This is a genomic window from Pseudomonas sp. FG98, assembly GCF_057808595.1.
Window position 1 is genome coordinate 49,084 of record NZ_JBMDIJ010000004.1, and the last position, 18,909, is coordinate 67,992.

22 protein-coding genes are annotated in these 18,909 nt (G+C 65.2%); 3 read left to right on the top strand and 19 right to left on the bottom strand.

Annotated features, from left to right (window positions below):
* The 6 genes from ACODSK_RS04220 to ubiE all read right to left on the bottom strand — a co-directional run bounded on the left by ACODSK_RS04220 (nucleotide 1) and on the right by ubiE (nucleotide 4,097).
* Nucleotides 1-273 carry a twin-arginine translocase TatA/TatE family subunit gene (locus ACODSK_RS04220; protein WP_330076049.1) on the bottom strand — a complete coding sequence of 91 codons (273 nt, stop codon included), beginning with the start codon at nucleotides 271-273 and terminating at the stop codon, nucleotides 1-3.
* Between the two features lie 25 nt (nucleotides 274-298).
* A complete protein-coding gene (locus ACODSK_RS04225; RefSeq protein ID WP_489014102.1) occupies nucleotides 299-634 on the bottom strand; it encodes a phosphoribosyl-ATP diphosphatase in 336 nt (111 codons plus the stop codon).
* A gap of 2 nt (nucleotides 635-636) precedes the next feature.
* Nucleotides 637-1,029 (bottom strand): phosphoribosyl-AMP cyclohydrolase, encoded by a 393-nt coding sequence (hisI, locus tag ACODSK_RS04230; RefSeq protein WP_330076051.1) that lies wholly within the window; start codon nucleotides 1,027-1,029, stop codon nucleotides 637-639.
* Nucleotides 1,030-1,102: 73 nt separating this feature from the next.
* Nucleotides 1,103-2,707, bottom strand: coding sequence for a ubiquinone biosynthesis regulatory protein kinase UbiB (ubiB, locus tag ACODSK_RS04235; RefSeq protein ID WP_489014103.1), 1,605 nt, complete (start codon nucleotides 2,705-2,707; stop codon nucleotides 1,103-1,105).
* Nucleotides 2,704-3,327 carry a ubiquinone biosynthesis accessory factor UbiJ gene (locus ACODSK_RS04240; protein WP_489014104.1) on the bottom strand — a complete coding sequence of 208 codons (624 nt, stop codon included), beginning with the start codon at nucleotides 3,325-3,327 and terminating at the stop codon, nucleotides 2,704-2,706. Before ACODSK_RS04240 ends, ubiB begins: the two co-directional genes overlap by 4 nt.
* The gene (gene ubiE, locus ACODSK_RS04245) at nucleotides 3,327-4,097 is read right to left on the bottom strand and encodes a bifunctional demethylmenaquinone methyltransferase/2-methoxy-6-polyprenyl-1,4-benzoquinol methylase UbiE (protein ID WP_330076054.1); all 771 of its coding nucleotides are present in this window, start codon (nucleotides 4,095-4,097) and stop codon (nucleotides 3,327-3,329) included. The genes ACODSK_RS04240 and ubiE overlap by 1 nt, the downstream gene beginning before the upstream one ends.
* Nucleotides 4,098-4,224: 127 nt before the next feature.
* On the opposite strand from ubiE, the gene ACODSK_RS04250 reads away from it, so the two are divergent.
* From ACODSK_RS04250 to ACODSK_RS04260, 3 genes are all read left to right on the top strand, one after another.
* Nucleotides 4,225-4,500, top strand: a complete 276-nt coding sequence (locus ACODSK_RS04250) for a polyhydroxyalkanoic acid system family protein (protein ID WP_489014105.1) — start codon at nucleotides 4,225-4,227, stop codon at nucleotides 4,498-4,500.
* Between the two features lie 135 nt (nucleotides 4,501-4,635).
* Nucleotides 4,636-5,055, top strand: coding sequence for a phasin family protein (locus tag ACODSK_RS04255; RefSeq protein WP_489014106.1), 420 nt, complete (start codon nucleotides 4,636-4,638; stop codon nucleotides 5,053-5,055).
* A gap of 10 nt (nucleotides 5,056-5,065) precedes the next feature.
* On the top strand, nucleotides 5,066-5,914 hold the full coding sequence (locus tag ACODSK_RS04260) for a phasin family protein (protein WP_489014107.1): 849 nt from the start codon (nucleotides 5,066-5,068) through the stop codon (nucleotides 5,912-5,914).
* Between the two features lie 148 nt (nucleotides 5,915-6,062).
* Here the strand turns inward: ACODSK_RS04260 and ACODSK_RS04265 are convergent, their stop codons facing one another.
* The 13 genes from ACODSK_RS04265 to ACODSK_RS04325 form a co-directional block, all read right to left on the bottom strand.
* On the bottom strand, nucleotides 6,063-6,677 hold the full coding sequence (locus ACODSK_RS04265) for a TetR/AcrR family transcriptional regulator (protein WP_489014108.1): 615 nt from the start codon (nucleotides 6,675-6,677) through the stop codon (nucleotides 6,063-6,065).
* Nucleotides 6,678-6,689: 12 nt separating this feature from the next.
* Nucleotides 6,690-8,372 carry a class II poly(R)-hydroxyalkanoic acid synthase gene (phaC, locus tag ACODSK_RS04270; RefSeq protein ID WP_489014109.1) on the bottom strand — a complete coding sequence of 561 codons (1,683 nt, stop codon included), beginning with the start codon at nucleotides 8,370-8,372 and terminating at the stop codon, nucleotides 6,690-6,692.
* A gap of 122 nt (nucleotides 8,373-8,494) precedes the next feature.
* Nucleotides 8,495-9,346 (bottom strand): poly(3-hydroxyalkanoate) depolymerase, encoded by an 852-nt coding sequence (gene phaZ / locus ACODSK_RS04275; protein ID WP_075804869.1) that lies wholly within the window; start codon nucleotides 9,344-9,346, stop codon nucleotides 8,495-8,497.
* A 58-nt stretch (nucleotides 9,347-9,404) separates the two neighbouring features.
* Nucleotides 9,405-11,084 carry a class II poly(R)-hydroxyalkanoic acid synthase gene (gene phaC, locus ACODSK_RS04280; RefSeq protein WP_489014110.1) on the bottom strand — a complete coding sequence of 560 codons (1,680 nt, stop codon included), beginning with the start codon at nucleotides 11,082-11,084 and terminating at the stop codon, nucleotides 9,405-9,407.
* Nucleotides 11,085-11,439: 355 nt separating this feature from the next.
* Nucleotides 11,440-11,817: a gamma-butyrobetaine hydroxylase family protein gene (locus ACODSK_RS04285; protein ID WP_489014111.1), complete on the bottom strand. Its 378-nt coding sequence runs from the start codon at nucleotides 11,815-11,817 to the stop codon at nucleotides 11,440-11,442.
* Between the two features lie 74 nt (nucleotides 11,818-11,891).
* Nucleotides 11,892-13,229 carry an ATP-dependent protease ATPase subunit HslU gene (gene hslU / locus ACODSK_RS04290; protein ID WP_489014112.1) on the bottom strand — a complete coding sequence of 446 codons (1,338 nt, stop codon included), beginning with the start codon at nucleotides 13,227-13,229 and terminating at the stop codon, nucleotides 11,892-11,894.
* 76 nt (nucleotides 13,230-13,305) lie between these two features.
* Nucleotides 13,306-13,836, bottom strand: coding sequence for an ATP-dependent protease subunit HslV (gene hslV / locus ACODSK_RS04295; protein ID WP_043207181.1), 531 nt, complete (start codon nucleotides 13,834-13,836; stop codon nucleotides 13,306-13,308).
* Nucleotides 13,837-14,041: 205 nt separating this feature from the next.
* Nucleotides 14,042-15,313: a dihydroorotase gene (locus ACODSK_RS04300; RefSeq protein WP_489014113.1), complete on the bottom strand. Its 1,272-nt coding sequence runs from the start codon at nucleotides 15,311-15,313 to the stop codon at nucleotides 14,042-14,044.
* Complete coding sequence (locus ACODSK_RS04305) at nucleotides 15,310-16,314, bottom strand: aspartate carbamoyltransferase catalytic subunit (protein WP_489014114.1); 1,005 nt, start codon at nucleotides 16,312-16,314, stop codon at nucleotides 15,310-15,312. Before ACODSK_RS04305 ends, ACODSK_RS04300 begins: the two co-directional genes overlap by 4 nt.
* A 12-nt stretch (nucleotides 16,315-16,326) precedes the next feature.
* A complete protein-coding gene (gene pyrR / locus ACODSK_RS04310) occupies nucleotides 16,327-16,845 on the bottom strand; it encodes a bifunctional pyr operon transcriptional regulator/uracil phosphoribosyltransferase PyrR (RefSeq protein WP_489014115.1) in 519 nt (172 codons plus the stop codon).
* A gap of 61 nt (nucleotides 16,846-16,906) precedes the next feature.
* The gene (gene ruvX / locus ACODSK_RS04315) at nucleotides 16,907-17,341 is read right to left on the bottom strand and encodes a Holliday junction resolvase RuvX (protein WP_489014116.1); all 435 of its coding nucleotides are present in this window, start codon (nucleotides 17,339-17,341) and stop codon (nucleotides 16,907-16,909) included.
* Nucleotides 17,341-17,910 carry a YqgE/AlgH family protein gene (locus ACODSK_RS04320; RefSeq protein WP_489014117.1) on the bottom strand — a complete coding sequence of 190 codons (570 nt, stop codon included), beginning with the start codon at nucleotides 17,908-17,910 and terminating at the stop codon, nucleotides 17,341-17,343. The genes ruvX and ACODSK_RS04320 overlap by 1 nt, the downstream gene beginning before the upstream one ends.
* A 48-nt stretch (nucleotides 17,911-17,958) precedes the next feature.
* Complete coding sequence (locus tag ACODSK_RS04325; RefSeq protein ID WP_489014118.1) at nucleotides 17,959-18,861, bottom strand: TonB family protein; 903 nt, start codon at nucleotides 18,859-18,861, stop codon at nucleotides 17,959-17,961.
* Between the last annotated feature and the right edge of the window lie 48 nt (nucleotides 18,862-18,909).

The window sequence follows — 18,909 nt, forward strand, 5'->3', positions numbered from 1 at the left end:
TCACTCTTTCCTTGCAGGTTCCTGGACCTTCTGGACCTCGCCGTCATAGGTGTGCGGCTGGTTCAGCGGGGCGGACTGCGGTGGGACCGGCTGGGACGGTTGCGCGGTGGGAGCGGTTGGCTCCGCCGGTTTTTCGTCTTCGTTCATGGCCTTCTTGAAGCCCTTGATGGACTCGCCCAGGTCGCTGCCGAAGTTCTTCAGCTTCTTGGTGCCGAACACCAGTACCACGACGACCAGCAGGACGATCCAGTGTTTCCAGTCAAAAATACCCATGGTGCAATTCCTCGAATGAATTCAGTTACGCCGATGGCTGGCGGGCGGCCTTTTCGTCGTGGCCCGAAAGTCCGAAGCGGCGCTCCAGCTCGTCCAGCACCGCTTGTGGGTGCTGGCCCAGGGCTGAAAGCATGACCAGGCTATGGAACCACAGGTCGGCGGTTTCATAGATGACATCGCTGCAGTCGCCGCTGACGGCGGCGTCCTTGGCGGCAATGATGGTTTCGACCGACTCCTCGCCGACCTTCTCCAGGATCTTGTTCAGGCCCTTGTGATACAGGCTTGCCACGTAGGAGCTGTCGGGGGCCGCGCCCTTGCGGGCTTCCAGTACTTCGGCCAGGCGGCCCAGGGTGTCGCTCATGTTCAGTGTCCTGCGTTGTAGATGGCGTTCGGGTCCTTCAGGACCGGGTCGACGATCTTCCACTGGCCGTCTTCGAAGACGCGGTAGAAGCAGCTTTCGCGGCCGGTATGGCAGGCGATGTGGCCCAGTTGCTCGACCATCAGGATGATCACGTCGGCGTCGCAGTCCAGGCGCAGCTCGTGCAGTTTCTGCACGTGGCCGGACTCCTCGCCCTTGCGCCACAGTTTGCCACGGGAGCGCGACCAGTAGATGGCGCGCTGCTCGGCGGCGGTCAGGGCCAGGGACTCACGGTTCATCCAGGCCATCATCAGCACGCGCCCGGTCTTGTGGTCCTGGGCGATGGCCGGTACCAGGCCGTTGCTGTCCCACTTGATCTCGTCCAGCCAGTCTTTCATGTTCGACTCCCAAATCAGGCCACGGCCCCGCGCCGATGCCGGCGGCTAGTGTGCCAGTCGGTGGCGCGGCTGGCTATCGGCGAACCACCAGATAAAGGCCGGCGGCCAGCATCAGCCAGGCGGGCCAGGCGCTGGTGGCGGCGATCTGTTCGGCACCGGTGGCAAGCACCGCGCCACCGCCCAGCAGGGCCGCGCCAAGCAGACGCAGAGCCCAGTGGTCCTGCTGCTTCCACGGCGCTGGCGGGTCGTTGAGGTGCGGCTGCGACATGCGTTCGAGCAGGTCGCGGGTCATGTTGGCCAGGTGCGGGACTTGTTCTACCTGGCTGTGCAGGTTCTGCAGCAGGGTCTTGGGGCTGACCCGGTCGCGCATCCAGCGTTCGAGGAACGGCTGAGCTGTGCTCCACAGGTCCAGGTCCGGATACAGCTGGCGGCCCAGGCCTTCGATGTTCAGCAGGGTCTTCTGCAACAGCACCAGTTGCGGCTGGACTTCCATGTTGAAGCGCCGCGCGGTCTGGAACAGGCGCATCAGCACCTGGCCGAAGGAGATGTCCTTGAGCGGTTTCTCGAATATCGGCTCGCACACGGTGCGGATCGCCGCTTCGAATTCGTTGAGCTTGGTCTGCGCCGGCACCCAGCCGGAATCGATGTGCAACTGCGCCACGCGACGGTAATCGCGCTTGAAGAAGGCGAACAGGTTGCGCGCCAGGTAGTCCTGGTCTTCCGGGGTCAGGCTGCCGACGATGCCGCAGTCGATGGCGATGTACTGCGGGCTCCACGGCTTGACCGTGCTGACGAAGATGTTGCCGGGGTGCATGTCGGCGTGGAAGAAGCTGTCGCGGAACACCTGGGTGAAGAAGATCTCCACGCCGCGCTCGGCCAGCATCTTCATGTCGGTGCGCTGATCGGCGAGGGTTTCCAGGTCGGTGACCTGGATGCCGTAGATGCGCTCCATCACCAGTACCTTGGGCCGGCACCAGTCCCAGTAGACCTGGGGCACGTACATCATGTCCGAGCCTTCGAAGTTGCGCCGCAGCTGGCTGGCGTTGGCCGCCTCGCGGAGCAGGTCGAGCTCGTCGTAGATGGTTTTCTCGTAGTCGCTGACCACGTCCACCGGGTGCAGCAGGCGGGCATCGGCGGACACTCGCTCGGCGCCGCGGGCAATGAGGAACAGCCAGGCCAGGTCCTGGGCGATCACCGGCTTGAGGCCTGGGCGCACCACCTTGACCACCACTTCCTCGCCGCTCTTCAGGCGTGCGGCATGCACCTGGGCCACCGAGGCCGAGGCCAGTGGCTCGACGTCGAAGCGCGAGAAGATCTCGCCGACCTTGGCACCGAGCTGCTCCTCGATCAGGGCCACGGCCTTTTGTGGATCAAAAGGTGGCACGCGGTCCTGCAGCAGCATCAGCTCGTCGGCGATGTCCGCCGGCAGCAGGTCGCGGCGGGTGGAGAGCAACTGGCCGAACTTGATGAAGATCGGCCCGAGGTCCTGCAGAGCCAGGCGCAGGCGCGCGCCACGGCTGAGGTCGAGCTTTTTCCGGGGCAGCCAGCGCCACGGCATGAGCAGCCGCAACGAAGCCAGCCACCAGGGCAGGGGCAGGTCGAACAGCAGGTCATCGAGACGGTAGCGGATCACGACGCGCTGGATGCGCAACAGACGGCGGACGGCGAGCAGCTTCATGCGTTATCGCTGGATTCAAGGGATCGGGCAAGGCGCTCGATGCGCGCCTCGAGGCGTTCAATGTCGAGCTTGAGGGTGTCGAGTTCGCCGAAGCGGGCTTCGGCTTCGCGCAGGCCCACCAGGGTCCGCGACTCTTCGGCCAGGTACTCGGAGGCGGTGCGGCCCAGGCTGGACAGGCTCTGCCGGGTCCAGTTGGCGCGGCTGCGCAGGTGGCTGCCGAGCAGTTGCGTGGCTACCGGGCCGAGCCAGCGGGAGACTTCGTACTCCCAGTCCAGCTCCAGGTCCTGGAGCACGCCGAACAGGTCGAGCAGCACCGTGCTGTCGCCATCCAGCTCGACCTGCGGGCTGTGCAGCACGGCGGTCTTGTCCTGGCTGAGGGTCAGTTGCACCAGGCTGCTGGCTGGGGCGCGCAGGGTGCAGTCGGGAGCATTGGCCCACTGGCTGGCCAACAGCAGGCCTTCGTCGCTGGGCAGGATGAACAGTTGCAGGGCCGGCTGGCGGCAGTCGATGGCAATCACCTTGCCATCGAGCGGGGCCAGGCGCGGCAGCGCGGTGCTGTCCAGGCGCAGGACACGGTTGAGGCCGTGCTCGACGCTGGCGAGAAGGCCGGCCAGGAGCATCAGGGTTTGATACCGCGGTGCAGGGCGACGATGCCGTTGGTCATGTTGTGGTAGGTGACGCGGTCGAAGCCGGCGTCGACCATCATGGCCTTGAGGGTTTCCTGGTCGGGGTGCATGCGGATCGATTCGGCCAGGTAGCGATAGCTTTCCGAGTCGTTGGTGATCAGCTTGCCGGCCAGTGGCATGAAGGCGAAGGAGTACGCGTCGTAGACCTTGGACATCAGCTTGCTGGTCGGCTTGGAGAACTCCAGCACCAGCAGGCGGCCACCGGGCTTGAGCACGCGCAGCATGGAGCGCAGGGCTTCGTCCTTGTGGGTGACGTTGCGCAGGCCGAAGGCGATGGTCACGCAGTCGAAATGGTTGTCCGGGAACGGCAGCTTTTCCGCGTCGGCCTGGACGAACTCGACGTTGCCGGCCACGCCCAGGTCGAGCAGGCGGTCACGGCCGACCTTGAGCATCGAGGCGTTGATATCGGCGAGCACGACCTGGCCGGTAGGGCCGACCAGGTGGGAGAACTTGCGGGTCAGGTCGCCGGTACCGCCGGCGATGTCCAGCACCCGGTTGCCGCTGCGCACACCGGACAGTTCGATGGCAAAGCGTTTCCACAGGCGGTGCATGCCGCCGGAAAGCACGTCGTTCATCAGGTCGTATTTGGCGGCGACCGAGTGGAAGACCTCGGCGACCTTGTCGGCCTTCTGGCTTTCCGGGACGCTCTTGTAGCCGAAATGAGTGGTGGGTTCGGCGTTATCGCCTTTGCGCTGCTCGTTCATATCGCTTCACCGGGAAAAATTACTCGCCATTCTAGGGCGTGCGGCTGCATTTGTCTTTGGCGGGGTTGTCGCGGCTGGAGGCGGGGGCATAATGCGCGAGTATGCCCTTGCAGCCAGGACCTCATGAATGACCCAGATCAGCGTTGAACGTAAACACAGCCTCGGCCGCGACGCCGCCCGGCAGAAGGCCGAAGCTCTGGTCGACAAGCTCTCCCGTGAGTACGACCTGAAGGCCGAATGGAAGGGCGACCGCGTCGAGGTCAAGCGCAGCGGTGCCAACGGCAGCGTCGAGATCGGCGACGACGTGATCCGCGTCGAGCTGAAGCTGGGCATGATGCTGTCGATGATGGGCGGCACCATCAAGAGCGAGATCGAGCGGGCGCTGGACAAGGCACTGGCCTGAATTGCGCGTGGCGGGGTGTGCAATGCGCCCCGCCTTTAGGGTGCCGATTCTAATTTTTCTCCGTAGCTTGGCCTGCAATCCCCAATCCCGTGGGTAAGTTCTTCCATTCCTTCAATTGAGTGTGAGGTGCAGAACATGGCCAAAGCGATTCTCAAGAAAAAAGACGACGTCCAGAACAGCCTGGGTGAAGTGCGTGGCTACGCGCGCAAGATCTGGCTGGCGGGTCTGGGCGCCTACACCCGGGTCGGCCAGGAAAGCGCCGACTACGTAAAGGACCTGATCAAGGCCGGCGAAGCCGTCGAGAAGCGCGGCAAAAAACGCATCGATCGCGAAGTCGACGCGGCCAACAACGAGATCGATTCGGCCAAGGCTGAACTGCGCAGCGTCAAGGGCAAGGTCGAAGTTCAACTGGATAAAATCGAAAAGGCTTTCGACACACGGGTCGCCAGCGCCTTGAATCGCATCGGCATTCCGTCTAAACATGACGTGGAGACACTTTCCGCCAAGCTCGATGAGCTGACGGCGTTGCTCGAACGTGTCGCGGGCAAACAATAAGGAGAGCGGGATGGCTGGCAAGAAGACGACTGAGAAAGAAGGCAGCTCCTGGATCGGCGGGATCGAGAAGTACTCCCGCAAGATCTGGCTGGCAGGCCTGGGTATCTACTCGAAGATCGACCAGGACGGCCCCAAGCTGTTCGATACCCTGGTCAAGGACGGCGAGAAAGCCGAGAAGCAGGCGAAGAAAACCGTCGATACCGCGAAAGACACCGCAAAGGATGGCGCCAAGGCTGCCACCTCGCGGGTCACCGATGTGAAGGATCGCGCGCTGGGCAAATGGAGTGAACTGGAGGAAGCGTTCGACAAGCGTCTGAACAGCGCCATCTCGCGCCTCGGTGTACCGAGCCGCAACGAGGTCAAGGCACTGCACAGCCAGGTCGACAAGCTGACCAAGCAGATCGAGAAACTCACTGGTCAGTCGGTCACGCCGATTTCGGCGAAATCCGCTGCGGCCAAGACCACCGCTGCCAAGCCGTTGGCCAAGGCTGCGCCGAAACCTGCGGCGAAAACCGCAGCGGCCAAGCCTGCAGCCAAGACTGCGGCAGCCAAGCCGGTTGCTGCAAAACCTGCGGCGGCCAAGCCGGCTGCGGCCAAGCCAGCAGCCAAACCGGCTGCAGCGAAAACCGCTGCCGCGAAGCCGGCCGCCAAACCTGCGGCGAAACCCGCAGCCAAGCCGGCGGCCGCCAAGCCTGCCGCGCCGAAGAAGCCTGTCGTGAAGAAAGCGGCAGCGCCGAAGCCTGCGGCTGCCAAGCCGGCAGCACCGACCGCCAGCGCCGCACCTGCACCGAGTGCTGCCCCGGCAGCCAGCAGCGCCCCGGCGCCATCGGCACCGGCAACGCCGACCAGCCAGACCTGATCACAGGCGGCTGCTCCAAACAAAACGCCCGGCTCAGTGCCGGGCGTTTTGTTTTGTCCTCTCGGGCCTCATCGCTGGCAAGCCAGCTCCCACAGTTACCGGGTGCCGCTCCAAACCTGTGGGAGCTGGCTTGCCAGCGATGAGGCCATCAGCCCTCCAGATACCTCAAGGCCAGTTGCTCCGCCGCATGTCGCGACGGCGCTTCCAGATGCGGTGCCACCAGCATCATCACCTGGTACACCACCACGCCCACCTCGGCTTCCTTGGCCAGCACCCGCTGGTAATCCAGGGAAAACAGCAAGGTCAGGGTGATCTGCTCCACCAGTTGCCCCAGCGCACGAGTATCGCTGACCACTTGCCCTTGCGCCTTGAGATTGGCCAGCAGGGTAGCCAGTGTGCGCTTGAGCGCATTGAGCAGGTTGCGCATCCCGCGCGCCAGTTTGGGCAGGCGTCCGGTCAGGTTCGACAGGTCCTGGAAGAGAAACCGGTACTGCGCCATACGCTCGACGATCAGGTGCAGGAACAGCCAGTAATCCTCGGCATCCAGGCGCACCTCCAGCGGCGGGTCGAGCAGCGGCGTCAGTTCTTCCTCGAAACGCTCGAACAGCCCCAGCACCAGCGGCTCCTTGCCATGGAAGTGGTAGTACAGGTTGCCCGGGCTGATCCCCAGTTCATTGGCGATTTCCAGGGTCGAGACATTCGGTTCGCCCTGCTCGTTGAACAGCAGCAGGGCGCATTCCAGGATGCGGTCGCGGGTCTTCATCCAATCCTCTGATCAGCGCACCAGCACGTACTGGCCGGGTGCGGGGTCCATGGCCGGGTAGCTGGCGCTGCCCAGGGTGGTGCCGGTCTCGCGCAGCGCGCCGGAACGCCCCTGGATCCACTCCAGCCACAGCGGCCACCAGCTGCCGTCGGCCTTTTCGGCGTCGTAGTACCAGGCTCGCGGGTCGCCGCTCAGCTTGGGGTTGAGCACATAGTGCGCCTTGGGGTTGCCCGGCGGGTTGATGATGCTCTGCACATGGCCGCTGTTGGACAGCACGAAGCGCCGCTCGCCACCCAGTAGCAGGGCCGAGCGGTACACCGCGTCCCACGGGGTGATGTGGTCGTTGTGGCCGGCAACGTGGAAGCTGTCGACGGTGATCTTGCCCAGGTCGATCGGCGTGCCGCAGACCTCCAGCCCGGCCGGGTGAGCCAGCGGGTTGTACTTGAAGAAGTCCAGCAGGTCGCCATGGAAGGCGGCGGGCAGGCGCGTGGTGTCGTTGTTCCAGTAGAGGATGTCGAACGGCGGCGGCGACTTGCCGAGCAGGTAGTTGTTGACGAAGTAGTTCCACACCAGGTCGTTGGGGCGCATCCAGGCGAACACCCGGCTCATCTCGCCGCCGTCCAGCACGCCCTGCTGGTAGGAGCGGCGCTTGGCCGCCTCGAGGGTCTGCTCGTCGGCGAACAGGCTGGCAGCACTCTCCATCTGGCTGTCGAGCAGGCTGACCAGGTAGGTCGCGCTGTGCACCCGGCGCAACTGTCGCTTGGCCTGCAGGTGGCCCTGCAAGGCGGCCATGGTCAGGCCGCCGGCGCAGGCGCCCATCAGGTTGACGTCGCGGCTGCCGGTGATGGCGCGGCAGACGTTCATGGCCTCTTCCAGGGCCGCCACGTAGCTCGACAGTCCCCACTCACGATGACGCGGGTCCGGATTGCGCCAGCTGATCATGAACACCTGGAGGTTGTTCTTCAGCATGTACTGCACGTAGCTGTTGCCCGGGTTGAGATCGAACACATAGAACTTGTTGATCTGCGGCGGCACGATCAGCAGCGGCCGGGCGTACTGCTTTTCGCTCATCGACTTGTACTGGATCAGCTCCAGCAGCTCGTTGCGAAACACCACCGCGCCGGGGGTGGTGGCAAGGTTGCGGCCGACCTCGAAGGCGTCCTTGGCCACCTGGCGCGGCATGCCGTTGTTGTGGCGCAGGTCGTCGAGCAGGTGGCCGAGGCCGCGTACCAGACTCAGGCCGCCGGAGTTGAAGACTTCCTTGACCGCTGCCGGGTTGAGCAGGGTGTTGGTGGGCGAGACCGCGTCGTTGAGCAGGGTGAAGAGAAAATGGGCGCGGGCGCGGTCGTCCTCGGCCAGGGTGCTTTCATCGATCCACTGACGGGTCTGCTTCTGCCAGGCCAGGTAGGCTTGCAGGCTGCGTCGGTAGAACGGATTGAGGCTCCAGGCCGGATCGTTGAAGCGGCTGTCCCGCGAGCTGGGCTGGTGCAGGGTGTCGCCGAGCAACACGCGGCCCAGTTGTCCGCCCAGCTCGAGCATGTGCCGCGCGGTGTAGAACGGGTGTCGCAGCCCGTGGCGGCCGACGTTGCGCAGGGTCGAGATCAGGTCGCGCCCGCGCAGACCGGTGATCGCGCTTTGCACATTGATGTAGGTGGCGGGGGTAGGCACCACCGCCTTCGCGGGTTTGTCTTTCATCGGGCAACACTCCGTCGTCGAGCCATCGACAAACTGAACCAGGGCAATGAGCGACTCCACCTCGACCAATGCGCCCCCATGCTTCGGCGCTCCTGCCGGACGTGCGGGCGATGAGGTGCGGTTCAGGCGCTCGGGGCGGGCCGAGGGTGCATGACGGCGCGTTGGCGCTCCTGCTGGAGGAACTTCATGATGATCGGCGCCACGGCCTCGGCACGGGTAATCAGAAACAAATGTCCATCGTCGATTATGTGTAGCTGGGCATTGGGGATTCGCCAAGCGAGAAAGCGCATATTGATCAGCGGGATCAACGGATCGTCGTCGCCGGCCAGCACCAGGGTCGGCTGCTGGATCTTGTGCAGCCAGTGGGCGCTGGTCCAGCCGAGGCCGGCGAACAGCTGCCAGTAGTAGCCGAGCTTGCCCCCGGAACGCACCTTGGAGGCGTGGGACAGCGCCAGGTCCGGGTCGCGACGGAAGGCGCCGCCGTAGATCAGCGGGGCGATGCGGATCACATGGGAGGGCTGCACGTAGCGCCGTGGGCTGGCCATCATCCACAGCACCTTGGGCTTGCCCGGCACCATCACCGCACCGGCGGCGGTGGCGGCCAGCACCAGCTTCTTGCAGCGCTCGGGATAATCGTGGGCGAACTGCTGGGCCAGGGCGCCGCCCCAGGACACGCCGATGGCGTTGACCTGGCCGTAGTCGAGGTAATCGAGCATGCGCGCGGCCAGCTTGGCCAGCCCGGGGAAGCGGTAGGGATGCTTGGGCGTCGACGAGCCGCCGACCCCCGGCACATCGAAGGCGATGACTTCCAGGTCCGGATCCAGCGCCTGGATGAACGGAAAGACCAGCTCAAGGTTGGCGCCGATGCCATTGAAGATCAGCAGCGGCGTCAAGTGCGGCTTGCCGGGGCGAACCGCGGTACGGATGGTCTGGCCATCCAGGTCGACGGTTCGGAAAACGTACGGTTGCGGCATGCGCGGACCCTGTTGGCTAATGGCGCGCCGCCGGTATCAGGCCGGCGGCGCGGCGGTTTCAACGCTCGTGGACGTAAGTGCCCGGCGACGCCTCGCCTGCCGGGTAGGCCTTGTTGCCGAGCACGGTCGGCGCCGGTTTCAGTTCGCCGGAACGCTCGCTCAGCCAGTTCTGCCAGTACAGCCACCAGGAATCGGTGTGCTTGTTGGAGTTCTCCTGCCAGTCGTTGGCGTCGGCCGGCATTTCCGTGCTGGTCATGTAGCGCGCCTTGGGGTTGCCCGGCGGGTTGAGGATGCTCTGGATGTGACCACTGTTGGACAGCAGGAACTCGACATTGCCGCCGAACAGCTGCGCCGACTTGTAGCAGGACTGCCACGGGGTAATGTGGTCGGCGGTGCCGGCGACGCAGAAGATGTCGGTGGTGACCTGCTTCAGGTCGATCGGCGTACCGCACACTTCCAGGGCATTGGGCCGGGTCAGCGGATTGTTCTTGAACATCTCGATCAGGTCGCCGTGGAAGGCGGCGGGCAGGCGCGTGGTGTCGTTGTTCCAGAACAGGATGTCGAACACCGGCGGCTCGTTGCCCAGCAGGTAGTTGTTGACCCAGTAGTTCCAGATCAGGTCGTTGGGGCGCATCCAGGCGAACACCTTGGCCATGTCGCGGCCCTCCAGGACCCCGGCCTGGTAGGAGTGGCGCTTGGCCGCTTCGAGGGTCTGCTCGTCGACGAACAGCGCCACCTGGGTATCGACGGTGGTGTCGAGCACGCTGACCAGCAGGGTCATGGCATTGACCTTGCGCTCGCCCAGCGCCGCGTAGTGGCCGACCAGGGCGGTGCAGGTGATGCCGCCGGAGCAGGCGCCGAGCATGTTCAGGTCGTCGCTGCCGGTGATCTCCAGGACCACGTCGACCGCTTCCTTGAGCGCATCGATGTAGGTCGACAGGCCCCACTCGCGCTGGGCCTTGGTCGGGTTGCGCCAACTGACGATGAAGGTCTGTACGGTGGAGCGCAGGCAGAAGCGCGCCAGGCTCTTTTCCGGGCTGAGGTCGAAGACGTAGAACTTGTTGATCTGCGGCGGCACCACCAGCAGCGGACGTTCATGGACCTGCTCGGTGATCGGGCCGTACTGGATCAGCTCCAGCACATCGTTGCGGTACACCACCGCGCCTTCGCTGGTGCCGAGGTTCTTGCCGACCTCGAAGGCTTCCATGTTCACCTGGCTGGGCATGCCGCCGTTGTTGACCATGTCCTTGGCCAGGTTGGACAGGCCGTCGAGCAGGCTCTTGCCGCCGGTCTCGAAGAAGCGCTTGACCGCCGCCGGGTTGGCCATGGTGTTGGTCGGCGCCATGGCCTCGGTCATCAGGTTGATGACGAAGTGGGCGCGGCTGATGTCGGTGGGCGTCATGTTGCTGTCGCCGACCCAGTCGTGCAGCTCCTTGCGCCAGGCCAGGTAGGTCTGCAGGTAGCGGCGATAAAGAGGGTTCTGGCTCCAGGCCGGGTCGTTGAAGCGACGGTCGTCGCTCTCCGGTTGCAGGCTGGATTTGCCGAAGATCACGTCCTTGAGCTCCATGCCGAAGTGCGCGACGTGCTTGGCACTGTGCAGCGGTTGCCGGATGGCCTGGCGCAGCACCATGCGGGCAGAAGTCAGCAAATCCTTGCGGCGCAAGCCTATGACCGGGTTCAGACCCAGGGTGTTTTCCGAGGCTTGGCGCTGCAGGTCATCGTTACTCTTGTTGCTCATCTACGACGCTCCGTTGTCCTGAGACGAGTACCGGACAGGGTGCTGGCATCGACCAGACCAGGCCCGCTACTGCTGCTCGGGTGACCAGTGATAACGAGTTGCGATCCTGCGGCCGGCAGCGAGCAGCGGTGAGCGTTGCGGGTATTTCCGCGGGTGAAGACAACCCTGCTTTCGCTCGCGTTCTCGATGTGCCGGCCCGTTCCCCATCTTCATGTCGAAGGATGCAGAGAACCTGCCAGATCCATTGGTTACCCGACTTTCCATCAATGCGCAAGCCGACCAGTCGTTGGCCGGTGCCGCAGGCATTCAAGCAGATCGAGTTAGAAAATGCGCTCTAAAACAGGAGAGTGCCGGACTAGAGCATCAGCTTGATGACAGACTCGGACGGGTCGCGGGATTTGCCGGCAGCGGCGAGATCCTTGAGATATTCAGCCCACAGATCGTCCTGGCGCAGGCACAGCTGTTCGAGGTAATCCCAGGTGAACAGGCCGCTGTCATGGCCGTCGTCGAAGGTCAGTTTCAGTGCGTACTGGCCGGCGGGTTCGATCTTGTCGAGGCCGACGTTGATCTTGCCAAATTGCAGGATGGGATTGCCGTGGCCCTGGACCTCGGCGGAGGGAGAATGCACCCGCAGGAATTCGGCGGGCAGGTTGTAGACCTCGTCGGGACCGTAGGTCAGGGTCAGGGTCTTCGAGGCTTTGTGCAGGTTGATTGCGGTGGGCAGGCGGGACATGTCGGGCTCCTTGGCTACAGGCCGCACGCTACAAGCTGGACATCGCCGACGTCCAGCCTGCAGCGCGTTGCGGCTTACAGAATGTAGCGCGACAGGTCTTCGTTCTGTGCCAGTTCACCGAGGTGGCTGTTCACGTACTCGGCGTCGATGCGGATCGGCGCTTCGCTGTGGGCGGCAGCCAGGTCGCCGGCGCTGAACGATACTTCTTCGAGCAGACGTTCGAGCAGGGTGTGCAGGCGACGGGCACCGATGTTCTCGGTCTTCTCGTTGACCTGCCAGGCGATCTCGGCCAGGCGCTTGATGCCTTCTGGCGCGAACTCGATGTGCAGCCCTTCGGTCTTCAGCAGCTCGCTGTATTGCAGGGTCAGGGAGGCGTGCGGCTCGCTGAGGATGCGCTCGAAGTCTTCCGGGCTCAGGGCCTTGAGTTCGACGCGGATCGGCAGGCGGCCTTGCAGCTCGGGGACCAGGTCGCTCGGCTTGCTCAGGTGGAACGCGCCGGAGGCGATGAACAGGATGTGGTCGGTCTTGACCATGCCCAGCTTGGTGTTGACCGTGCAGCCTTCGATCAGCGGCAGCAGGTCGCGTTGCACGCCCTCACGGGACACATCGGCGCCGCCGACGTTGCCGCGCTTGGCCACCTTGTCGATCTCGTCGATGAACACGATGCCGTGCTGCTCGACCGCTTCCAGGGCCTTGCCCTTGAGTTCTTCCTCGTTGACCAGGCGTCCGGCTTCTTCGTCACGCACCAGCTTGAGCGCTTCCTTGACCTTGAGCTTGCGGCTCTTGCGCTTGCCCTTGCCCATGTTGGCGAACAGGCTTTGCAACTGGTTGGTCATCTCTTCCATGCCCGGTGGCGCGGAAATGTCGACGCCCATGGCCTCGGCCACTTCGATCTCGATTTCCTTGTCGTCCAGCTGGCCTTCGCGCAGGCGCTTGCGGAACAGCTGGCGGGTGTTGGAGTCGGCGGTCGGCGCGGCGTCTTCGTTGAAGCCGGCGCGGGCCGGTGGCAGCAGGGCGTCGAGGATGCGGTCCTCGGCGGCGTCTTCGGCGCGGTGGCGCACGCGGACCATTTCCTGCTCGCGGAGCATCTTGATCGCGGCGTCGGCCAGGTCTCGGATGATCGATTCGACGTCGCGACCGACGTAGCCCACCTCGGTGAACTTGGTCGCTTCGACCTTGATGAACGGCGCGTTGGCCAGCTTGGCCAGGCGGCGGGCGATTTCGGTCTTGCCGACGCCGGTAGGGCCGATCATCAGGATGTTCTTCGGCGTCACCTCGGCGCGCAGCTCGGCGGGGAGCTGCATGCGCCGCCAGCGGTTGCGCAGGGCGATGGCGACGGCGCGCTTGGCGTCGTCCTGGCCGATGATGTGGCGGTTGAGTTCGTGGACGATCTCGCGGGGGGTCATGGACATGGTATGTGGTGGTCCCGTGGCGGTGGATTCAGCGTGGAAAAGCCCGGCGGTGGATCCGGGCGCCAGAACAGCTGAATCACTCGGCCAGGTCCTGCTCCTCGATGGTCAGGTTGTGGTTGGTGAACACGCAGATGTCACCGGCGATGTTCAGGGCGGTCTCGGCGATTTCCCGGGCCGACAGGTCGGTCTTGTTCAGCAGGGCGCGGGCGGCGGCCTGGGCGTAGGCGCCACCGGAACCCATGGCGATCAGGCCGTCCTCGGGTTCGACCACGTCACCGTTGCCGGTGATGATCAGCGAGGCGTCCTTGTTGGCGACCGCAAGCATGGCTTCCAGGCGGCTCAGGGAACGGTCGGTACGCCATTCCTTGGCCAGCTCGACGGCGGCGCGGATCAGATGGCCCTGGTGTTTTTCCAGTTGGCCTTCGAAGCGCTCGAAGAGGGTGAAGGCGTCGGCGGTGGCACCGGCGAAACCGGCGATGACCTGGCCGTGGTACAGGCGACGGACCTTCTTGGCGTTGCCTTTCATCACGGTATTGCCGAGGGAAACCTGGCCGTCGCCGCCCATGACGACTTTGCCGTGGCGACGAACTGAAACGATGGTGGTCAAGGGAGAGTCTCCACGCAGCGGGGCGAAAATGCCTGTGCAGACTCATATGGGGGTGGGGGGAAATATTTCAACCTTGGGGGACGGGTGGTGCGACCTTGGTCGGAGACCGTGGTGACCGCATCGCCGGCAACGCCGGCTCCCACAGGGATCGTGTGCGCCGCCTAACCCTGTGGGAGCCGGCGTTGCCGGCGATGCTTTTGAGGCATTAGCCCTCGTGGCTGATATGCCCATCCACAACGGTGTAGCGCACGGCACCTGGCAGGCAGTGGCCGATGAACGGGCAGTTGTCGCCCTTCGAGCGCCATTGCTCTCCCGCTACGGTCGAGGCCTGCGGGTCGAACAGCACCAGGTCGGCCGCCGCGCCCACCTTCAGCTCGCCCACCGGCAGGCGCAAGGCCGCAGCCGGGCCGGCAGAGAGGCGCTTGAGCAGGGTCGGCAGGTCGAGCAGGCCATCCTCGACCAGGGTCATCGCCAGCGGCAGCAGCACTTCGACGCTGCTGATACCCGGCTCGGTAGCACCGAACGGCGCCAGCTTGGCATCGCGCTCATGGGGCTGGTGATGGCTGGAGATCGCCTGGATCACTCCGGATTTCACCGCCTCGCGCAGGCCGTCGCGGTCGGCGCGGGTGCGCAGCGGCGGTTGCACGTGGTACAGGCTGGAGAAGTCCACCAGCGCGTCGTCGGTGAGAATCAGCTGGTACAGGGCTACATCGGCGGTCACCGGCAGGCCGCGGGCCTGGGCCTGGGCGATCAGTTGGGCACCACGGGCGCTGGTCAGTTGGCTGAAGTGGGCACGCACGCCGGTCTGTTCGACCAGCAGCAGGTCACGGGCCAGGGCCACGGTCTCGGCGGTTTCCGGGATGCCCGGCAGGCCGAGGAAGCTGGCCATGGCGCCTTCGTGGGCCAGGCCACCGGCAGCCAGGTCGCGGTCCTGGGAGTGGAAGATCACGGTCAGGTCGAAGGTGGCGGCGTATTCCAACGCCCGGCACAGGGTACGGGTGTTGCGGAAGCTCTCCAGGCCGTTGCCGAAGGCCACGCAACCGGCGTCGCGCAGGGCTACCAGCTCGGCCAGTTGTTCGCCTTCCAGGCCCTTGCTCAGGGCGCCGATCGGGAACACCTTGGCGTGGCCGGCTTCGCGGGCGCGGTCGATGATCAGTTCGGCCACTGCCGAAGTGTCCAGCACCGGCTTGGTGCGCGGCGGGCAGCACAGGCTGGTGACGCCACCGGCGGCGGCGGCGCGGGTTTCGCTGGCGATGGTGCCCTTGCGGCTGTAGCCCGGCTCGCGCAGGGCGACGCTGAGGTCGACCAGGCCCGGTGCCACCACCAAGCCAGCGGCGTCGATGCTGCGGGCGGCCTTGAAGCCGGCCGGGGCGGCGCCGAAGGCGACGATCTTGCCGCCTTCGACATGCAGGTCGGTGACCTGGTCCAGGCCGCTGTTGGGGTCGATGACCCGGGCGCCGAGGATGCTGAGGGTCACTGGGCGTTCTCCTGCTCGAATTGACGTTGGGCGTTCTGCCCGCTCATGGCCATGGACAGTACCGCCATGCGCACGGCGATACCGTAGGTGACCTGGTTGAGAATCACCGAGTGGGCGCCGTCGGCCACCGCCGACTCGATCTCCACGCCGCGGTTGATCGGCCCCGGGTGCATGACGATGGCATCCGGCTTGGCCCCGGCCAGGCGGGCGGTGGTCAGGCCGAACAGGCGGTAGAACTCGCCTTCGCTGGGCAGCAGGCCACCGGCCATGCGCTCACGCTGCAGGCGCAGCATGATCACCACGTCGACGTCCTTCAGGCCCTGGGCGAGGTCGGTGTAGACCTTCACCCCGTACTGCTCGATACCGATCGGCAGCAGGGTCTTCGGACCGATCACGCGGATGTCCGGGCAACCCAGGGCCTTCAGCGCGAGCATGTTGGAGCGGGCGACCCGCGAGTGCAGGATGTCGCCGACGATGGCCACCGAGAGGTTCTCGAAGCCGCCCTTGTGCCGACGGATGGTGAGCATGTCGAGCATGCCCTGGGTCGGGTGGGCGTGACGGCCGTCGCCGCCGTTGATGATGGCCACGTCCGGGCAGACGTGCTCGGCGATGAAGTGGGCGGCGCCGGAGTCGGCGTGGCGAACCACGAACATGTCGGCGGCCATGGCTTCGAGGTTGCGCAGGGTGTCGAACAGCGTCTCGCCCTTGCTGGTCGAGGAGGTCGACACGTTCAGGGTGATCACGTCCGCCGACAGCCGCTGGGCGGCCAGTTCGAAGGTGGTGCGGGTACGGGTGGAGTTCTCGAAGAACACGTTGCACACGGTCTTGCCGCGCAGCAACGGGACTTTTTTCACCGCCCGGGCGCCGACTTCGAGGAAGGAGTCGGCGGTGTCGAGGATCTCGGTGAGCAGCTCGCGGGGCAGGCCGTCGAGCGAGAGGAAGTGGCGCAGCTGGCCCTGATCATTGAGCTGCAGCGGGCGCTTGGCGTCGATTGGCGTCATCGCGGGGGACTCTTAAAGGGCGGAAGCGGAGGCGAGGTCCTGGCGCTCGAGGGCGAGCGGCGCGGGGCCGGTCAATTTTACCCGTTCATGGGCGGCGAGCGACAGGGTGGCGCCGACCACATTCGGACGGATCGGCAGTTCGCCGGCATCCAGGTCGAGCAGGCAGACCAGGGTCACGCTGGCCGGACGGCCGTAGTCGAACAGCTCGTTGAGGGCGGCGCGGATGGTCCGACCGCTCATCAGCACGTCATCCACCAGCACCAGGTGCTGGCCTTCGATCTCGAACGGCAGTTCCGACGGACGCACCTGCGGGTGCAGGCCGTTCTGGCTGAAGTCGTCGCGGTAGAACGACACGTCCAGGGTACCGAGGGGCTCCTGGCTGCCCAGTTCGTCGAGCAGGGCCTGGGCCACCCAGACGCCACCGGTACGGATACCGATGTAGCGCGGTTCGGCGATGTTGCGCCGGCTCAGGTGGGCACGTAGGTCGACGGCCATCTGCCGGATCAGTTCGGCGGGATTGGGTAGGCTCATGCTTGCTCCTCGAAGGGCCGGGGCAGAGGGCTGGCCCGGCTGTAAACCGATAATCCGGGGGTTACGATTGCGCGGCGTTCGCCTCCAGCCAGCCTTGCAGGAGCAGGGCGGCGGCAATGGCGTCGACCGGGTTGTCGCGATAACTGCCACGCTGGCCGCCACGGGCCATGCGCTCGCCCTTGGCCTCGAAGGTGGTCAGGCGTTCGTCGTGGGTATGCACCGGCAGGTTGAAACGACCGTTCAGGCGGCGGGCGAACTTCTCGGCGCGGTCGCTCATTTCGCTGGGGGTGCCGTCCATGTTCAGCGGCAGGCCGACCACCAGGGCGTCGGGCTTCCATTCCTTGATCAGTTTTTCTACCTGGTTCCAGTCCGGTACGCCGTTCTGCGCTTTCAGCGTGCACAGCTCGCGGGCCTGACCGGTGATGACCTGGCCGACGGCGACGCCGATCTGCTTGCTGCCGTAGTCGAAACCCAGCAGCAGACGAAGCTCGGCCATCAGGCGTGCCCCGCCTGGCTGGTCAGCAGGCTCAGGTTGATGCCCAGGCGCGCGGCGGCGGCATCCAGGCGCAGCTCGGTGGCCACGCCGAAGAGGATCTCGGGATCGAACGGGCAGTTGAGCCAGGCGTTGTCGGCCAGTTCGGCCTCCAGTTGCCCGGCTTCCCAACCGGCGTAGCCGAGGGTGATCAGGCTTTGCTGCGGGCCGCTGCCGTCGGCGATGGCGAACAGCACGTCCTGGGAGGTGGTCAGCGCCAGGCCATCGAGCTGGATGGTGGCCTGGTAGGTACGCTCATTGGTGTGCAGGACGAAACCGCGGTCGGTCTGCACCGGCCCGCCGATGTAGATCGGCACGTTGACGCTGAGCGGCGACGGTTCTTCCTCGGGGCGCAGCTGTTCGAGGATATCGGCCAGGTTCAGCTCCTGCGGACGGTTGATCACCAGACCCATGGCGCCGTTCTCGTTGTGTTCAACGATGTAGGTCAGGGTGTGGGCGAAATTCGGGTCCGCCATGTGGGGCATGGCAATCAGGAACTGATGCTTGAGGTAACTCGGGCTGAAATTTTTCATACCGGCTAGTGTGGCGGCGAGGGGGCGGGCTGACAAGCCGCCGCGTCGTTAATTGCTGGACAGGCGGTCGCCTCGGGCAAAGCGCCAGGTGCGGACGATTTCCAGGCGGTCGACATCCGCCAGGTCGCCGGTCAGGGGCGCGAACGGTGCGGCCAGGCGCACGATGCGCTGCGCCGCCTGGTCCAGCAGCGGCTGGCCGGACGATTCCAGCACCAGCACTTCGTACAGCGAACCGTCGCGGTTGATCGACACCATCAGCCGCAGACTGCCGTAGATCTGTTGGCGGCGGGCTTCGTCGGGGTAGTTGAGGTTACCGATGCGCTCGATCTTCTTGCGCCATTCGTCCTTGTACCAGGCACCCTTGTCGCGGGCGGTGGAGGCGGCGCTGATGCGGTGGATGCGCGGGCGCTTGGCGTACAGCTGCTGTTCGTTGGCCAGTTCCGCCTCAAGGCTGGCGATCTGGCTGGACAGCTGCGAGCTGTCGAAATCCGGGGTTTCGGTCTTGGGCGCCGCTTGCGGCTTGGTTTCCTTGGGCGCGTTCTGCACTTTCTGCGGTTTCGGCGCGACCGTGGTCACCGCGGCCTTGGCCGGTGGCGGGGGTACATCCTCCTTGCGCGATACCGGCGGTGGCGTGACCTTGTTCACCTTGTTGTCCTGGAATGGCGCAACCTCGGTGGTCTTCGGTACTTCCGCCTTGTCCAGGGTGCCGCTGCCCTGCTGGTTCTCCTGGGCGAGGAAGTCGGCCTGCTTGGGTTTGTTCTCGCTCTTGAACATGGCCAGGGTGATGTCCATCGAGCGACGGATCTCTTCCGGCTTGGCGAAGCTGAAGCTGACCCCGAGGATCAGCGCCAGGTGCAGCAGCGCCGCCACGAACAGGGTAAAGCCGAGGCGGTCCGCCGGGCGGACGCGGGGCGGGGCGAAGTCGGTGGGGAGGTCGGCGGGACGCGTCATCTATGGAACCGGCGGAGCAGGAGCCCAGGTCTGGAAGGACCGGCATGA